The following is a 17,052-nucleotide window of genomic DNA, read 5'->3' as shown; positions in this document are numbered from 1 at the left end:
CGGATCAGACCTGCCGGGCCAGCCCCTTCTCGACCGCTTCGATGATCTTCGGCCGCAGCTCGGCGCAGCTGATGATCATGTCCACCGAGCCGACGTCGACCGCCCGCTGGATGCTGTGCACGCGGTCGAACTCGGTGGCCACCTCGGTGAGCTTCTCGGCCCGCACCGACGACCGCAGCTCGGCCAGCTCGGTGGCGAGCGCGGCCCGCGTGGCGGCCGGGGCCTCCGCGACCCGGGCGGCGAGGGCGAGCACGCGGGGGTCGTTGCCGGTCCGCTTGTCGACGTCGCGCGCGAAGACCACCGCGGCGGCCGGAGCGCCGCCGAGCACCGAGGCGAACGAGCCCTCGACCGCGAGCACGGTCATGTTCGGGTTGAGCGCCTTGGAGAACACCACGAACGCGCCGCCGTGGTACCGCGAGATCACGCAGAACACGATGGGACCCTCGAAGTTCACCACCGCCCGGCCGATCTCCGCCCCGTACTCCAGCTGCAGCTTGCGCATCGACTCGGGCGACCCGTCGAACCCCGACAGGTTGGCGAGCACGACCAGCGGGCGGTTTCCGCTGGCGGCGTTGATGGCGCGGGCGGCCTTCTTGGACGAGCGCGGGAACAGGGTGCCCGCGGTGTAGGTGTCCGGGCCGTCGGTGGGCGGGAACCCGCGACGCGGCACGGACCGGGACTCGATGCCCAGCAGGCACACCGGCCGGCCGCCGAGGTGGACGTCCTGGACAGCGGCGGTGTCCGCGTCGGCCATGCCCGCCCACCGCTCCAGCACCGGGTGGTCCTGGTCGGACAGCGCGCGCATGACGGTGCGGATGTCGAACGGCTTCTTGCGGTCCGGGTTGGACTCGACGGAGAAGATCTGGCCCACCGTCGTGAAGTCGCTGTCGGGCGCGGTGTGCGGGAACGTCGACACGTCGCGGTCCACCGGGTCGCCGGTGACCGTCTTGCGCGGCCGGCTCTCCCCCGGCGCGACGTAGCTGTGGTCGTAGTGCGACATCAGGACCTCCCGCGCGCCGCGGATGTCCGGCGCCCAGTACTGTGCCTGGCCGTTCGGGCCCATGATCCGGTCGTACCCGCCGATGCCGTGGTTGTCCTCGGCCGACACTCCCCCGGAGAAGTCGAGCGACTGCTTGCCCGTCAGCACCATCGCGGAGTCGGGGGTCATCACCAGGATGCCCTTGGTGTGCATGAGCATCGTGGCCTCGGCGTTCCAGTACGGCTGGGCGCCGACGTTGATGCCCGCGACCACGATGTTGATCTCGCCGCCGTCCTGGGTGAAGTTCACGATCCGCTTCAGCGCGGCCGCCACCCAGTCCATGTTCTCGGTGCCGGACGACATCGAGATCCGGGCGCCCGCCGAGAGCGCGAACCACTCCAGCGGCACCCGCATCCGCTCGGCCAGGTCGAGCGCGGCGATCACCCGCGCGCACTCGGGCTCGGACAGCGCGCCGAGCGCCTTCGTCGGGTCGCCCAGCAGCACGACGCGGGTCATGCCCTCCGGGTGGCGCGACGTGGGCGTGCTGACGACGCCCGCGACGAGCGCGGCGGTGTTGCGCCCCTTGGGCCGGTTCACCGGCACCAGCACCGACCGCTCGTCCAGGTCGTACTCGGTGAACGAGCCGAACGGCCCGGCGAGCATCGCGGTCAGCTCGTACGGGTGGTGCGTGCCGCGGCTGTGCGCGCGCAGCACCTCCTGGCGGTAGTCGTCCAGCGGCTCGATGGGGTCGGTCGGCGGCGGCACGACGGACAGCTGCACCCCCGAGCCCACGTCGTAGCCGATCCGGACGGCGATGTCGACGAGCTCGCCGGTGGCGCCGTCGCGGCGCCTGCCGAGGAAGAGCACCTCCTCCAGGCCCGCGCCCGCCGTCGTCGGCAGCACGCGCTTGGCCACGGTGTTCAGGTCCTCCGGCGAGAGGTCGTTCGGCGGCCACACGTAGATGACGATCCGGTTCGTGGCGGACGTCTTCGCGCCGGGCTTCCTCGCCCGGCGGATCGCGTCGAGGCACGTGGCCAGGACGTCCTCGGCCGCGGGCAGCGCGACGAGCCTGCCCTCGTCGTCGCGCAGCGGGGTCAGGTCGCGGACCTGCCCCAGGGCGACGAGGCGCTCGTCGGACGGGTTCTGCCGCGCGTTGGCCCGGAAGAGGTAGACCTCCTCGTCGGGCGCGGGCAGCCGGGTGAGGTCGAAGTCGCGCAGCCGTTCCAGCTGCATGCGCTCGGCGATGCGCGGGTGCAGGCCGCGCAGCAGCCGTTCCTCCGCGAAGCCGCCGGCGGACGGCCGGAAGGTGAAGTGGTGGTGCATCACGGCGCCGCTGTTGCCCGCGACGGTCGTCACGATGCGGCCGACCCGGTTCGACGGCTGCTGCGCGACCATGACCTCGCGCAGGCGCGCGGCCATCTCGTCGGGGTCGCTGGGACCGTCCGACCAGGTCAGGTAGATGTCCGCCACCAGCTCGCCGTCACCGGCGAACTCGCCGACCGCCTTGACCGCCTCGGCCAGCGCCAGGAAGTCGACCGCGGTGGCCACGACGCGGCCGTTGCCGGTCGCGGTGCGGTGGTCGGCGACGACGAACGTGCAGCCCGCCACCTTGCTCACCCGGATGTCGCCGAGCGCGCGGTTGCCGTAGTAGCGGCGGCTCAGCACCTCCAGCAGCGGCACGGGGTCCGCGCCCTCGCGGCCGATCCGCTGGCCGACCAGCCGGACGAGCGGCTCGGCGCTGGCGACCATGGCGGAGATCCGCTCGGCGCGGTCGGGCGCGTCCGGGTGCCGGTCGAGGTGGCGCAGGTGCTTGCGTACGTTCGTGTAGACCTTGGCGCGGGTGCGGCGCAGCAGCGGCTGGGCGAACCAGGTGAACACCACGCCGCGCGCCAGGTCCGCGACGGCCGGGAACCGGACCTGGGTGGCGGCGACCAGGTGCTCCAGCGCCAGGCCGACGGTGACCCGGTCCGCCTGGGTGGGCGGGGCCTCCTTCAGCCACAGGCTCAGCAGGGTCGTCACCACGGCGACGTCGGTGGACGCGCGCCGCTGGGCGAGGAAGATCCGGAAGACCGCGTCCTCCAGCTCCGGCGTGCGCTCCAGGCCCTCGACGCCGTAACGGGACAGCACGTGCGTGAGCCGCTGCCGGAAGCTCTCCGACAGCCCGGCCCGGTCGGGGTCCAGGTACTGCAGGTAGGTGTGGAAGTGTTCGCGGGGGCTGTGCACCGAGGAGCTGGACTTCGTCTCCTCCCCGGCGGGCCGGTTGCGGCTCAGCTCGCTCAGGTCGGCGAACAGGCGCAGCAGCTCGACCTCGCCGGCCGGCTCGTGCTCGCCCTTCTCGGCGAGCTCGGCGCGCGCGGCCAGGTAGCCGTCGAGCAGGCGCTTCTCGTCGCGCGAGTCGACGTCGAAGCCCAGCAGGAGGCTGCGCAGGTCCTGCAGGCCGCGCGCGGCCCGCTCGGCCGCGGGCACGCCCACCGGCTCGGCCGGGAGGTCCAGCTCGACCTCGCGCGCCTCGGCCACGGGACCGGCCGCCTCGTCGCCGTCGCCCAGCGGCTCCAGGCGCAGCAGGCGGGCGCCCGCCTCCACCTGGCTGCCGACCGACACCGCGAGCTCCCGCACGCGGCCGCGGAACGGCGCGCGCAGCACGGTCTCCATCTTCATGCTCTCGACCACGAGCAGCGGGGCTCCGGCCTCGACCTCGTCGCCCGCCTGCAGCGGCGTGGCCACCACGAGCGCGGGCACCGGCGAGCGGACGATGCCGCCCTCGTCGCGGCTGATCCGGTGTGTGACGCCGTCGACCTCGACCAGGTGGATCGGGCCGTGGGTGCTCGTGACGATCTTGAAGCGGACGCCGTTCACGGTGATCTGGCCACTGTGCTCGTCGAAGCGCTCGATGTCGACGTCGGCCGCGTGCTGGGGGCCGCCCGCCGAGACGCCGACGCGGAACCGGTGGCCGCCGGTGCGGGCGACCTGGACGCGGTAGCCGACGTCGCGAAGCTTGAGCTCCAGCGCGCGCCCGCTCTCGTGCTGCGACTGCGGGCGGCCGCCGTGCGCGGTGGTCAGGAAGCGCTGCCGCGTCACGGCCTCCTCGTCCTCGTAGGCCTCGATGGCGGCGGCGATCAGCGCGATCGCGGAGTGCCGGTGCGAGACGAGGGCGCCCTGGGCGCGCACGCGGTCGATCCAGCCGGTGTCGGCGGACCCGTCGATCACCGCGGGCTCGTCGAGCAGCGTGCGGACGAAGCCCTTGTTCGTCACGCCGCCCTCGATGATGACGGTCGTCTGCGTCATCGCGCGGCGCAGGCGGGCGAGCGCTTCCGTACGGTCGCGGCCGTGCGCGATGATCTTGGCGATCATCGAGTCGAAGTCGGCGGGGATCGTGTCGCCCTCGCTGAACCCGGTGTCCACCCGGATGCCGGGGCCGCTGGGCAGCGCCAGCCGCGCGATCCGGCCGGGCGAGGGGGCGAAGTCGCGGTCGGGGTCCTCGGCGTTGAGGCGCGCCTCGACGGCGTGACCCCACTCCGCCGGCGCGTCGCCCTCCAGCCTGCCGCCCGCCGCGACGTGCAGCTGGGCCTTCACCAGGTCGACGCCGGTGGTGATCTCGGTGATCGGGTGCTCGACCTGCAGGCGCGTGTTGACCTCCAGGAACGCGAACAGCCGCTCGCCGGGGTGGTAGAGGAACTCGACAGTGCCCGCGCCCTTGTAGTCGACCGCGAGCACGAGCCGCTCGGCCGCCGCCTTCAGCTCGGCGACCTGCCCGGCGTCGAGGACCGGGGAGGCGGACTCCTCGATGATCTTCTGGTTGCGCCGCTGCACGGAGCAGTCGCGCACGCCCAGCGCCCACGCGGTGCCCTGCCCGTCGGCGATGACCTGTACCTCGACGTGCCGGGCACCCGTCACCAGGCGCTCCAGGAACACGACGCCGCTGCCGAACGCGCGCGCGGCCTCCTGGCGCGTCAGCTCGTACGCCTGGGTCAGCTCGTCGGCGTCGGCGACCATCCGGATGCCCCGGCCGCCGCCGCCCGCGGTCGCCTTCAGCATCAGCGGGTAGCCGATCCGGTCGGCCGCCGCCTTCGCCTCCTCCAGCGTCTCCACCGGGCCGCGGCTCCAGGGCGCGACGGGCACCCCGACCTCCTCGGCGATCAGCTTCGAGCCGATCTTGTCACCCAGCCTGCGCATCGCCTCGGAGCCCGGGCCGACGAACGTCACGCCGACCTCGGCGCACAGGTCGGCGAACGCCGGGTCCTCCGCCACGAAGCCCCAGCCCACCCAGGCCGCGTCCGCGCCGGTCTCGACCAGGGCCTTCCTGAGGACCGCGTGGTCCAGATAGGGCCGGTTCGCGGCGAGTCCCAGGTCGTAGGCGATGTCGGCCTCGCGGACGAACGTGGCCGTCCGGTCGGAGTCGGTGTACAGGGCTACGGTCTCGATCCGTGTGCCCGTCTCCGCGGCTAGGTCCTGAACGGCGTGGATGAGCCGCATGGCGGCTTCACCGCGGTTGACGATGGCGACACGACTGAACACTGAGCGGGCCTTTCGAAGACGGTGAACACGGCGGTCGTCCCCGCCGTAACCGGGGTACATACTCTCTACTGCCTCCGGATACCGGAATGGTGGGGACTAAGCGTGTTTCGCGGCCGGAGTTGTGTGGCTCGCACAAACGCGCCCGCCGGGGTGGCGTGACATGTGGTGGGCGTGAGGCGCGACTGACGTGATCTTGACCGTACGGCGGATCGTGGACACCCCGTCGCCTCCCCGCTGACTCCTCGCGAACTCCCCACGGACTCCTGGTGGACTCCTCACGGACTCGAAGGTCCGTTCGGACCGGTCACGGGCGAGGGTAGTCCGTTTGCCCGGCGGCGACAAAGACGACAGCACATCGCCGCCCCGGGGTTTCGCCACGGCGCGTGATCGCCCCCGGCCGCCACGCGGTCCGGCGCCGCCGTCGCTCACCTCGCGGCCCGGCGTCGCCACCGGTCACCTCGTGGCCCGGCGCGGCTTCGGGAGCGCGGGGACGCCCCGGGTCATGACGGCTCCTCGTCGGGGGCGTAGAACGCGGTGGTGGCGGCGACGGTGGCGGCGACCTGGCCGGGCGTGCCGCCGGCGGCCTCGTAGGCCCGGCCCCAGGCCCGGCTGCTGGCCGTGATGAAGCGCCGGCCCTCGTCGGTCTGGTGGAAGGTGTGCTCCTCGACCTTGGGCGCGCCCGACAGGTGCAGGCCGAGGCCCAGGACGGCGAGGTCCCAGCCCACGCCGACGGCGCCGGGGCCGTAGCCGGACCACATCTCCGGCGGTACGTCGGCGGTGTGGCGCAGCTCGAACAGGGTGCCGCCGTCCTCGCTCGACAGGCGCACCTCCACCTCGGAGAAGCCGGGGTCCTCGCCGTACAGCCAGCTGATCCTCAGCAGGCGGGGCGGCTCGCAGCGCAGGATCTCGCCGCCCGCGTTGCCCTCAATCTGGTACGTGCCCCCCGGCCGCAGGTCCCCGGTGACGGGCAGGAACCAGCGGCTCAGCCGGTCGGCGTTCGTGCAGGCGTCCCACACGTCCTCGGAGTCCGCGTCGTAGCGCCGTCGCAGCGTCATGACCTTGCGCTCGCCGTCGAGCAGCTCGCGGTGCGCCTGGTTGATCTCGTCAACGATGTCCATCGGGTGTCCTCCGTGTCGTCCGTCATGCGGCGCCCGCGCTCCCCGCCGGCCGGCTCCGGAGGCCACCGTAGCGATCCGGTCACGGGCCGGCCCTCCCGCGGAGGGCCCGGCGGTGCGGCGCCACCGGGCGCGCCGGGCTCGTACCCGGAAGTCCCTGATCGGGGCCGTTCCGGGTGGAAAGTCTGGCGCCGCCGGGCGCTCTTCCGGCCCCCCATTATGGGACCGGGGACGCCGGTCTCGATCTGGTCCTGAAACCATTCCGTAAACCCATAAAAGATCCTAAAAGCTGGCAGCGGACGAGAAATGCCGAGATCATAAGAAAGTCGAGCACGAGAAACGGCACAGACTGCGAGGACGCCGATGGCAACGGAGCAGGCGCCCCCGGGAGTGGACCCACGCCTCCCGAACGCCGCCCGGATGTACGACTACTTCCTGGACGGCAAGGACAACTTCCAGGCCGACCGGGAGCTGGCCGAGCTGGTGCTGAGCGTGCTTCCCGAGACCCGTGAGGGCGCCAGGGAGAACCGCAAGCTGATCGGCCGGGTCGTGGAGTATCTCCTCGGCAAGGGCGTCAGGCAGTTCCTCGACCTCGGCTCGGGGCTGCCCGCTCAGCAGAACGTGCACGAGGTCGCCCTCCGGCTCGCGCCGGACGCGCGCGTGGTCTACGTGGACCACGACACGGTGGTCTGCACGCACGGCCGCGCCATCCTGGCCGGGGGCGACAGGGTGGCGATGGTGCAGGGGGACGTGCGCAGGCCGGAGAGCATTCTCGGCGACCCGGAGGTCCGGGCGCTCATCGACTTCGACGAGCCCGTCGCGGTCCTCATGATGTTCCTGCTGCACCTCGTCGCCGACGAGGACGACCCCCAGGGGTTCGTCGCCGCCTACCGCGAGGCGATGGCGCCGGGGAGCTATCTGGCCGTCTCCCACGTCGGCAGCGACGCCGCGCCCGAGCGCACGGCCAGGATCAGCGAGTTCTACCGGAAGGCGAACACGCCGTTCTGCCCCCGTACGGGCGAGGAGATCGCCCGGTTCTTCGGCGACTTCGAGCTCATTCCCCCCGGCCTCGTCAACGGGCGGCAGCAGGACGACGTGTTCCCGTTCGCCGACCCCGGGACGGCGGTCCCGGTCGACGAGGAGATGGCCCGCATGGGGTACGTGGGGGTCGGGCGCAAGCCCTGACCGTCGCGCCGTACCGCGACGGGCCGGCCGCCTCGCCCGCGGGAAGGACCGGGCGGGGGCGGCGAGCCGGGCACGGGGCCGAAAGCGACGGACGACTCCGGGGAGAGACGGGCGGCTCCGGGAGAGACGCCCGAACGCCCGCCCACCCGCTCGCCTACTCGCCGGTGGAGCCGTCGATCCGCTCGCGCAGCAGGTCGGCGTGGCCGTTGTGCCGGGCGTACTCCTCGATCATGTGGACGAGGATCCAGCGGTGGGAGCAGTCCTGCCCGTGACGCTGCCGCTTCGCGACGGCTTCCAGCGGGACCTCCGCCGAGAGCTTGCGGGCGATCTCGATCTCGGCCTGCCAGGTGGCGAAGGCCTCCTGGGCGGAGGCGGTGTCCACGTCGTTGAACTCCGCGTCGGGGTCGTCGGTCTTGTAGAGGAGGGGGACGTCCTCGTCGTTCAGCACGCGGCGGAACCAGGAACGCTCCACGTGCGCCATGTGGCGGACCAGGCCGAGGAGCGAGAGGGTCGACGGCGGCGCCGAGCGCTCCCGGAGCTGCTCCACCGAGAGCCCCGCGCACTTGACGGCCAGGGTCTCGCGGTGCCAGTCGAGCCAGTTGTTCAGCATGGCGCGCTCGTCGCCCACGAAGGGCGGGGGAATGCGGTTGTCGGTCACGGCTCACGATTCTCCCACCGCGAAGTACCGTCTGGTCATGGCCGATGATCCGCTGGAGTCGCTGCGCAGGCTCTGCCTCGCGCTTCCCGAGACCACCGAACGGCTCAGTCACGGCGAGCCGGCCTGGTTCGTCCGGGACAGGAGGACGTTCGTGTCGTACGCCGACCACCACCACGACGACCGGCTCGCCTTCTGGTGCGCCGCCCCGCCCGGCGTCCAGGAGTCCCTGCTCGCCGAGGCTCCCGGGCGTTTCTTCCGCCCGCCGTACGTCGGCCACCGTGGCTGGCTCGGCGTGTATCTCGACGTCCCCCAGGACTGGGCCGAGATCGCCGAGATCGTCGCCGACGCCTACCGGACCGTCGCCCCCAGGCGCCTGGCCGCCCTCCTGGAGTGAGTCCCTCGGCCGGCCTGGACTTCGCGATGTCCCGGTGGTCAAGCTACGTTCATGAGAATCCTGCTGGTCGGAGCGACCGGAACCCTTGGCCGGAGCGTCCGTGACGTCCTCCGCGAACGCGGCCACGAGATCGTCACCGCCTCCCGGGGCGGCTCGGACGTCTCGGTCGACATCACCGACCCCGAGTCGATCCGCGCGATGTACGAGAAGGTGGGCGAGGTGGAGGCCGTCGCCTCGGCGGCGGGCAGCGTGCCGTGGCTGCCGTTCGGCGAGCTCGGGCACCAGGACGTGCTGGACGGTGTCGTCGGCAAGGTGGTCAGCCAGGTGGAGCTGGTCCGCCGGGGCGCCGCGTACGTCACCGGCTCGTTCACCCTGATCACCGGCGTGCTGGCCCGCGACCCCGTGCGCACCGGCACCGTCGCCTCGCTCGCCAACGGCGCGATCGAGGCCTTCGTCCGCGCCGCCGCGATCGAGCTGCCGCAGCGCGTCAACGCGGTGAGCCCGACCGTCTTCACCGAGTCCCTCGGCGCGTACGGCGACCTCTTCGCCGGTTTCGAGCCCGTCCCGGTGCGCCAGGCCGCGAACGCCTACGTCCGCTCCATCGAGGGTCACCAGACCGGTCAGGTCTACGAGGTCGGCTGACCCGGAGCGGGCGCCGGGGGGCCGGGAGCCGGATTTGAGTCGCTTGACTTAAATAAGTCAGGCGACTTAAATGACGCCAACCGCGATCCCTGAAGGAGAGTGATCTTGAGCGAGCCCGGCGCCGAGGCACCCGAGTACCCCTTCCGCACTCCCGGCGCGCTGGAGCCGCCGCCGGAGTGGGCCGAGCTGCGGGAGGGCTGCCCGGTCGCGCCGATCCGGCTGGCCAGCGGTGACACCGCGCTGCTGCTGACGCGCTACCAGGACGTCAAGGAGGTCCTGTCCGACCCGCGCTTCACCCGGCAGCTCGACGCCGAGGGGGCGGCGCGGGTGACGGCCAACGAGTCCGGCGGCGTGTTCGGCCGCAGCGGCGACGGCGGCGACAGCGGCGGCGGCATGACGGGCGACACGCACCGGGCGTGGCGGCAGCTGGTGGGCAGGGCGTTCACCGCCAAGCGGGTCGTCGCGATGCGGCCCAGGATCCAGGCGATGGCCGAGCGGCTGGTCGAGCGGATGGTCGCCCGGGGCGAGCCCGCCGACCTGGTGGGCGCGGTCGGCTTCCCGTTGCCGGTGTGGGCGATCTGCGACCTGCTCGGGGTGCCCGACTCCGACCGGGACAGGTTCGCGTACTGGTCGGACACCATGCTCAGCATGACCAGGTTCGGCCAGGAGGAGATCGACGCCGCCCAGGACGAGTTCGACGCGTACCTGCTCGCCCACGTCGAGACCAAGCGGGCGAAACCGGGCGACGACCTGCTGAGCGAGCTGGCCTCGATGGTGGAGGGGCTGGACGGGCGGCTGACCGAGCGGCTGCTGGTGACGACGGCGAAGGGCCTGCTGGTGGCCGGGCACGAGACCACCGCCAACATGATCGGCAAGATGGTATCGATGCTGCTGGCCGACCGTTCCCGCTGGGAGGCGCTGCTGGCCGACCGCGCGCTGGTCCGCCCGGCGGTGGAGGAGGTGCTGCGTTTTGACGCCAACCCCGGCTTCGGCATGCCGCGTTACCTCAGCGAGGGGGTCACGGTGGCGGGCGAGGAGCTGCCCGCGGGTACGACGGTCGTCTGCAGCATGGCCTCGGCCAACCGGGACGAGCGGCAGTTCGAGGGCGCCGGCGAGATGCGGCTGGACCGTTCGCCCAACCCGCACGTGACCTTCGGCGCCGGCCCGCACTCCTGCCTGGGGCAGGCGCTGGCCCGCACCGAGCTGCAGACCGTGCTGGACGTGCTGCTGGAACGGCTGCCCACGCTGGAGCTGGCCGTCCCGGCCGCGGAGCTCAGGCGCCGCGAGGGTCTCGTGGTCGGCGGGCTGGAGCGGGTCCCGGTCCGATGGTGACCGTGCCCGGCCAGACCGTACCCGGGGAGACGGAACCCGGAGAGACAGAGCCCGGCCAGACGGAGCGCGGAAAGGCCGCGCCCGCGAAGCCCGTCCCCGTGAAAACCGTCCCCGTGAAGAACGTCCCCGTGAAGAACGTCCCCGGCAAGACCGTGCCAGGCAGGGCGGAGCGGGCGCGGGAGACGCGCGAGGTGATCCTGGACGTCGCCGAGCGGCTGTTCGCCGAGCACGGGGTCGGCGAGGTCTCCAACCGGCAGATCGGCCAGGCCGCCGGGCAGGCGAACAACTTCGCCGTCGGCTACCACTTCGGCACCAAGGCCGACCTGGTGCGAGCGATCGTCCGCCGCTACACCGCCGAGACCGAGGAGCGGCGGCTGCGCATGCTGGAGGAGATCGGCGACGTCCGGAACGGCCCCGCCGGCCTGCGCGCGCTGATCTCCTGCCTGGTACGCCCCGCCACCGACCACCTCGACGCGCTGGGCGTGCCGAGCTGGCGGGCCCGCTGCCTGGCCCAGGTCACCACCGTGCCCGCCCTGCGCCAGATCGTCACCGAGGAGTCCGTGGCGACCCCGTCGATGCGGCGCACCCTGGACGGCATGCTGCGGCTGCTGCCCGGCCTTCCGGAGAAGGTGCACGTCGAGCGCGGCGACATGACCCGCCTGCTCATCGCGCACGCCCTGGCCGAGCGCGAGCGCGCCCTGCACGAGGGCGAGCCGACGGCCCGCGCGACCTGGGAGGCCGTCGCCGCCGGGCTCGTCGACGCGCTGACCGGCCTCTGGCTCGCCCCCGTCACCCCGCCCACCCCCGCTGACCTCCACCGGGGCACGGAGGAGGTCGCTCATGAACGTCACCGTCGGCACCGGCCGGGGTGACGGCCCCGGCGCGCGTGTCCGGGCCCGATCCCCGCGACGGGACGGGCCCGGGGGTCAGACCCGGCGCAGCCGCCGGATCGGGGGCGTGAGCAGCAGGGCCGCGCAGACCGCGAAGCTGACGCCGGTGGAGACGAGCAGCAGGTCCCGGGGGTCGACGATCTCCGAGACCGGGCCCACCAGCGCCTGCCCGACGGCGACCCCGGCCACCGACCCGGCCACCTCGTAGGCGGTGACCCGGTTCAGGACGTCGGGGGTGACCTGCGTCTGGACGCTCGTCGACCACATCACCGACCAGAACGCCCAGGCCGTCCCGCCCAGCAGGTGGCCCGCCACCAGCAGCGGCAGCGGCAGTTCCAGCGCCACGGACAGCGGGATGAACGCGAACCCGAAGATGGCCACGCCACCGGCGGCGAGCGGCCGCGCGGGCCGGAACCTGATCGCGATCAGCCCGCCGAGGACGGTGCCCGCGCCGAGACCGGCCATCACCCAGCCGTACGCGGCGTCGCCGAGGCGGTCGCCGATCAGGTGCGAGCCCAGCGGGATGTAGGGGCCGAAGACCAGGACGCCGAAGAAGACCCAGATGAGGATCACCGACCACATCCAGCTGCGGGAGCGGAACTCCGTCCAGCCTCGGCGCAGGTCGAGCACGACCGTCGAGCGCTCCCTGACCCCGGCGGCCGGGGTGAGCCGGATGAAGGCGAGACACAGGCCGCTGAGCAGGAAGGTCGCCGCGTCGACGGCGTAGACGGCGCCCGCGCCGGTCAGCGCCATCAGCAGGCCCGCGAGGACGGGGCCGCCGAGCTGGGTGGCCGCGTCGGCGATCTTCAGGGTGCCGTTGGCGCGCTGCGGGTCCGTGGCGACGAGCGGGACCATGCCGTTGACGCCGGGCTGGAACATCGCGGCGGCCGCCCCGGACAGGAACGAGGCGGACAGCAGCAGCCAGAACGGCGGGGTCCCGGTGAAGAAGGCGACGGACACAGCGGTCTGGGTGAAGATCCGTACGACGTCCGCGCCGACCATCATGGTCCGGGCGCCCACCCGGTCGGCGAACACCCCGCCGAACAGTACGAAGAGCACGAACGGGGCGGTCCAGACGGCCAGCACGTAACCGACACCGGACACCCCGTAGATCGCGCCGACGGCCAGCGCCGCGGCGACGGGCATCATCGCGTCACCGAGCAGCGACACCACCCTGGCGCCGAAATACAGGGTGAAGTCCCTGGTCCACAGCCTGGCGGGCGCGGCGAGGGACGGTTCGCGACCGAGCAGTGCGGTCATTTCCCGAGCTCCATGAGCACCCATCCTGGACACCCGCGGAGCCCGCCACAGGCGTCCGCGATGACATCATTGGGTACATTCGCGCCACGAGGCACCGCGTGGTCACCCAGGTCGGCCCGTTGTCACCCAGGTCGGCCCGTTGTCATCCACGGGACCTGGGGAGACCGTCCGTGGGGCCGTACCGGGCGTAGCGCGCCTCGGTGCCGAAGGCCCAGTAGCGCTCCCCGTAGGACCAGTGCCACCACTCGGTGGCGTAGTTGACGAAGCCGCCGAAGGCCATGGCGGTGCTCAGGACGCGGCGGTTCTCCATGGCCTGCGGGGAGATGGCGGTCGAGGCGGTGTGGCAGTCCTCGCCGTACTCCGGCGGGGTGGCGTTGACCGGTGTGCCCATCGGCAGCTCGGCGCCGCCGAGGGTGCACAGGGTGAGGTCGACGGCGCCGCCGGTGGTGTGGGGGGCCACATCGGGCGGGGAGACGTACTTGCTGGCCTCGACGGCGGCGCGGCGCTCGTCCCAGCCGGGGTGGGTGGCGCGGAGGCGGGCGACGGACCCGGCGAAGTAGCGGTGCTGCAGGCCGGGCGGGCGGTAGCCCTCGACGACCAGGAAGCGCAGCTCACGGGGCAACCGGGTCTGCGCGGCGACCAGGCGGTCGGCCACGCTCAGCCGTACGTGCGCGTACGCGCCCTCGCGGTCGGCCAGCCGCGGATCGACGCGGATGACCTTCAGGGTACGCAGGTCCACCAGGGGTTCCCCGCATTCCTTGACGGGGATCACCGCGATACGCGGGTCGGAGAGGAGCACGATCTCCGGCATGGAAGCCTCCGTTGTGAACCATGGATGTCGCGCCTGCGACGGCGACGCCATGATTCACCGGCCGAATCCAAAAACGCTGTAATCCTCCCGCCGCGCCCTCACCGCGACAGCTCGCCGTGCTCGCGGGAGCCGTGCAGCCGGAACACCTCCAGCGCCTCGGCCAGGACCGCGCGGGCGGTGTCGCCGTCGCCGAGCGCCTCGTGCACCAGCGCCAGGTCCCGCAGGGTACGCGCGCGGAACAGGCCGATCCGCAGCGCCTCCCACAGCCGCGACGACTCCTCCAGCCGGTCCCTGGCCCGGTGGAGGCGGCCTTCGGCCAGGTCGAGCTCGCCCAGGGTGCGCAGGGTGCACGCCTCGCCCCAGCGGTCGCGCAGCGTGCGCGTGACGGCCAGGGCCTCCTCCAGCGGCCGTCGCGCCTCGTCGTGCCTGCCGAGCCGGAACCGGGCCTTGGCCAGCGAACGCGCGCAGTAGGCCGTCATCAACCGGTCGCCGAGCTCCTGGAAGATCTCCATCGCCCGCTCGCACAGCTCCTCGGCCCTGCCGTGCTCGCCCCTGGCGCGGTGGTACAGCGACATGCTGCGCAGGGTCAGCCCGGTGCCCCGGCGGCTGGCGGCCCGCTGGTACAGGGCCATCGCCGCGGTGAGGTCGGCCCACGCCGCCGGGTAGTCCCCCTGTTCGAGGCGTACCGTGGCCGCCAGCCGTTTGACGTGCGCGACGGCCTCGGGCTCCGCCGGTTCGTCCCAGAGCCGTTCGGCCCGGCCGAGGAAGTGCAGCGCCTCGGCCAGGTAGCCCTGCTCCCGGCAGGCGGCGCCGAGCGCGGCGAGGGTGGCGGCCTCTCCCCGGGTGTCCCCGGCGGCGCGGAACAGGGAGAGCGCCTGGCTGAGGTACTGGCGCGACTCGGCGTAGAAGTCCCGCTCGTAGTAGAGGTGGCCGAGACCGGCCAGCAGGGTCGCCTCGCCGAGCACGTAGTCCGTGCGCCGCGCGGCCGCCAGCGCCGCCTCGTGCGTCCGGTGCCAGGCCGTGAACGGGTCGTCGAAGACGTACTGGCTGCCCTCGAACGCCACCGACGACAGCGCGGAGGCGAGCTCGACGGCGAGGCGGTCGAGGTCCGTCGCCGCCGCCAGCTCGACGGCGACGATCAGCGACTCCTCCTCGCTGCGGAACCAGGCGTGCGGGTCGGCGAGCGCCAGGAGGGCCACCTCGTCGTCCACCGGATGGGCCCGCCCCGAGGTGGCGCGCCGGGGGATCGCCCCGGTCGAGACGGTCTCGCCCAGCCGCTCGACCAGCCACAGCCAGCCGCCCACGACCCGTTCGACCAGGGCCGTCAGCTCCGGTGCCGCCTCCTCGGCGCGGGCGCGTTCCCCGGCGAACAGCCGGATCAGGTCGTGCAGCCGGTAACGGGCCTGACCGGCCACGTCCGGGCCCGCCTCCTCCACGAGCGAGGCGTCCACGAGCTGCTCCAGGAGCCGTTCGGCCTCGCGCGGGCCGGTGTCCGTCGCGATCGCGGCGACCCAGACGGGGAAGCTCGGCAGGCCCAGCAGGCCGAGCCTGCGCAGCGTCCGCTTCTCCGCGGCGGACAGCATGTCGTAGCTGAGGGCGATGCTCGCGCGTACCTCCAGGTCTCCGGCGGCGAGCTCGTCGAGCCTGTGCTGCTCGTCGGTGAGCCGGTCGGCCAGCCGCCGCACCGACCAGCGGCGCCGCGAGGCCAGCCGCGCGCCCGCGACCCGCAGCGCGAGCGGCAGGCCACCGCACTGGCGGACGATGTGCCGCGCCGCGTCGGGGTCGGCGGCGATCCGGTCCGCTCCGGCGATCCGGACGAGCAGGTCGACGGCCGTCTCGGGAGGGAGCATGCCCAGATCGACGAACGCGGCGCCGTCCAGCCCGGCGAGCCGGTTCCTGGAGGTGACGATCACCCCGCAGTCCCGGCCGCCCGGCAGCAGCGGGCGGACCTGCGCCTCCGAGGCGGCGTCGTCCAGCACGACCAGCTTGCGCCGGTCGGCCAGCAGGGTGCGGTAGCGATTGGCACGTTCCTCCAGCGTGAGGGGGAGCGGCATGCCGGTGGGCTCCAGCTCGCGCAGCAGCCTGCCCAGGACGTCCTCCGCCCCGGCGGGCGCGTGCGTGGTGCCGCGCAGTTGGACGTGTAGCTGCCCGTCGGGGTACAGGTGCGCGATCTCGTGCGCGGTACGCAGCGCCAGGGCGGACTTGCCGGCCCCGCCCTGACCGGAGATGACGCAGATCGGCGTGGTGGCGGGGCGGGTGAGGCGGTCGAGCAGCACCGCCAGCTCCTCCTCGCGCCCGGTGAAGTCCGGGAGGGGGGAGGGCAGCTGGCGGGGCATGCGCACGGCGGCTCTCACGGGGTTCGCCGGAGCGGGGTACGTCAGAGCAGGGGTCGTCAGAGCAGGGTCCGTCAGCGCGGAACTCGCCGGAGCGGGACTCGCCGAACCAGGGTTCACCGGAGCGGGGTTCGCCGGAGCGGGGCTCACCGGCACGGGGTACGTCAGCGCGGGGTCGGACCGCAGGATGGACGCCTGCGCCTGGCGCAGCTCCGGCCCCGGCTCGATCCCCAGCTCCTCGATCAGGACCTGCCTGCCCTGCTGGTAGACCGCGAGCGCGTCGGCCTGCCTGCCCAGCCGGTAGAGCGCCGTCATGAGGTCGCGGCGCAGCCGCTCGCGCGTCGGGTGCAGCGCGACCAGCCGGGTGAGCTCGTCGACGAGCTGTTTGTCCCGCCCCGCCGCCAGGTTGGCGGCGACCCACTCCTCGGTGATCGTCAGCCGCAGGTCCGCCAGCCTCACGGCCTCCGCGCGCAGGTACGCGCTGCCGACCCCGTCCAGGGCCTCGCCCCGCCAGAGGCCGAGAGCCGCGTGGAAGGCCTCCCCCGCCTCCTCGTGCCTCCCGTCGCGCGCCGACCGCCGCCCCTCGGCGACGAGCCGTTCGACGACGTCCGTGTCCAGGGCGTCCGGGGTGTCCGGGGCGATCCGGGCGAGGTAACCGAGCCGGTGAGAGACGATGATCTCGGGCAGTCCCGCTCCGGCGAAGGCCCTGCGTAGCGAGGCGACGTAGGTCTGCAGCACGCCCCGGGCGGACGGCGGCGGATCGTCCTCCCAGATCACCTTGATCAGCCTGTCCACGGTGACGACCCTGCCCGCCTCCAGCAGCAGGGCGGCCAGCAGCGCCCGCGGCTTCGCGCCGCCGACGGGCACCTGGCGCCCGTCGCTCCACACCTCGACCGGACCGAGGAGCCGTAACTCCATGCGTTCCCCCAGGTTCGCGT

The 17,052-nt window shown here is 73.1% G+C and carries 11 protein-coding genes; 5 read left to right on the top strand and 6 right to left on the bottom strand.

Annotation, left to right across the window (positions count from 1 at the left end):
- Positions 1–4 precede the first annotated feature (4 nt).
- A complete protein-coding gene (locus ABT053_RS32320; RefSeq protein ID WP_350974197.1) occupies positions 5–5,494 on the bottom strand; it encodes an ATP-binding protein in 5,490 nt (1,829 codons plus the stop codon).
- A 500-nt stretch (positions 5,495–5,994) separates the two neighbouring features.
- On the bottom strand, positions 5,995–6,612 hold the full coding sequence (locus ABT053_RS32315; RefSeq protein WP_350974195.1) for an SRPBCC family protein: 618 nt from the start codon (positions 6,610–6,612) through the stop codon (positions 5,995–5,997).
- Between the two features lie 360 nt (positions 6,613–6,972).
- Between ABT053_RS32315 and ABT053_RS32310 the strand changes: the two genes are divergently transcribed.
- Positions 6,973–7,794, top strand: a complete 822-nt coding sequence (locus ABT053_RS32310) for an SAM-dependent methyltransferase (RefSeq protein ID WP_350974194.1) — start codon at positions 6,973–6,975, stop codon at positions 7,792–7,794.
- A 154-nt stretch (positions 7,795–7,948) separates the two neighbouring features.
- Here ABT053_RS32310 and ABT053_RS32305 read toward each other — a convergent pair whose 3' ends face one another.
- A complete protein-coding gene (locus ABT053_RS32305; RefSeq protein WP_350974191.1) occupies positions 7,949–8,452 on the bottom strand; it encodes a DinB family protein in 504 nt (167 codons plus the stop codon).
- A 37-nt stretch (positions 8,453–8,489) separates the two neighbouring features.
- Between ABT053_RS32305 and ABT053_RS32300 the strand changes: the two genes are divergently transcribed.
- The 4 genes from ABT053_RS32300 (at position 8,490) to ABT053_RS32285 (ending at position 11,692) form a co-directional block, all read left to right on the top strand.
- A complete protein-coding gene (locus ABT053_RS32300) occupies positions 8,490–8,846 on the top strand; it encodes an MmcQ/YjbR family DNA-binding protein (RefSeq protein ID WP_350974190.1) in 357 nt (118 codons plus the stop codon).
- 51 nt (positions 8,847–8,897) lie between these two features.
- Positions 8,898–9,488 (top strand): short chain dehydrogenase, encoded by a 591-nt coding sequence (locus ABT053_RS32295; protein ID WP_350974188.1) that lies wholly within the window; start codon positions 8,898–8,900, stop codon positions 9,486–9,488.
- A gap of 105 nt (positions 9,489–9,593) precedes the next feature.
- Entirely contained in the window at positions 9,594–10,820 is a 1,227-nt protein-coding gene (locus tag ABT053_RS32290; RefSeq protein WP_350974185.1) for a cytochrome P450, read from the top strand.
- Positions 10,821–10,933: 113 nt separating this feature from the next.
- A complete protein-coding gene (locus tag ABT053_RS32285) occupies positions 10,934–11,692 on the top strand; it encodes a TetR/AcrR family transcriptional regulator (protein ID WP_350974183.1) in 759 nt (252 codons plus the stop codon).
- 54 nt (positions 11,693–11,746) lie between these two features.
- Here ABT053_RS32285 and ABT053_RS32280 read toward each other — a convergent pair whose 3' ends face one another.
- The 3 genes from ABT053_RS32280 to ABT053_RS32270 all read right to left on the bottom strand — a co-directional run bounded on the left by ABT053_RS32280 (position 11,747) and on the right by ABT053_RS32270 (position 17,032).
- The gene (locus ABT053_RS32280) at positions 11,747–12,970 is read right to left on the bottom strand and encodes an MFS transporter (RefSeq protein ID WP_350974181.1); all 1,224 of its coding nucleotides are present in this window, start codon (positions 12,968–12,970) and stop codon (positions 11,747–11,749) included.
- A gap of 142 nt (positions 12,971–13,112) precedes the next feature.
- Positions 13,113–13,781, bottom strand: a complete 669-nt coding sequence (locus ABT053_RS32275; RefSeq protein ID WP_350974178.1) for a M15 family metallopeptidase — start codon at positions 13,779–13,781, stop codon at positions 13,113–13,115.
- A gap of 98 nt (positions 13,782–13,879) precedes the next feature.
- Entirely contained in the window at positions 13,880–17,032 is a 3,153-nt protein-coding gene (locus ABT053_RS32270) for an AfsR/SARP family transcriptional regulator (RefSeq protein WP_350974176.1), read from the bottom strand.
- Positions 17,033–17,052 lie beyond the last annotated feature (20 nt).

This window comes from Streptosporangium sp. NPDC002524 (assembly GCF_040295985.1).
Classification (GTDB): Bacteria; Actinomycetota; Actinomycetes; order Streptosporangiales; family Streptosporangiaceae; genus Streptosporangium.
This window is presented reverse-complemented; position numbering and strand designations above follow the sequence as displayed.

Coding starts and splice junctions, on each gene's coding strand:
- ABT053_RS32315 (WP_350974195.1), bottom strand. CDS start 6,612: ATGGACATCGTTGACGAGATCAACCAGGCGCACCGCGAGCTGCTCGAC.
- ABT053_RS32310 (WP_350974194.1), top strand. CDS start 6,973: ATGGCAACGGAGCAGGCGCCCCCGGGAGTGGACCCACGCCTCCCGAAC.
- ABT053_RS32300 (WP_350974190.1), top strand. CDS start 8,490: ATGGCCGATGATCCGCTGGAGTCGCTGCGCAGGCTCTGCCTCGCGCTT.
- ABT053_RS32295 (WP_350974188.1), top strand. CDS start 8,898: ATGAGAATCCTGCTGGTCGGAGCGACCGGAACCCTTGGCCGGAGCGTC.
- ABT053_RS32280 (WP_350974181.1), bottom strand. CDS start 12,970: ATGACCGCACTGCTCGGTCGCGAACCGTCCCTCGCCGCGCCCGCCAGG.
- ABT053_RS32275 (WP_350974178.1), bottom strand. CDS start 13,781: ATGCCGGAGATCGTGCTCCTCTCCGACCCGCGTATCGCGGTGATCCCC.
- ABT053_RS32270 (WP_350974176.1), bottom strand. CDS start 17,032: ATGGAGTTACGGCTCCTCGGTCCGGTCGAGGTGTGGAGCGACGGGCGC.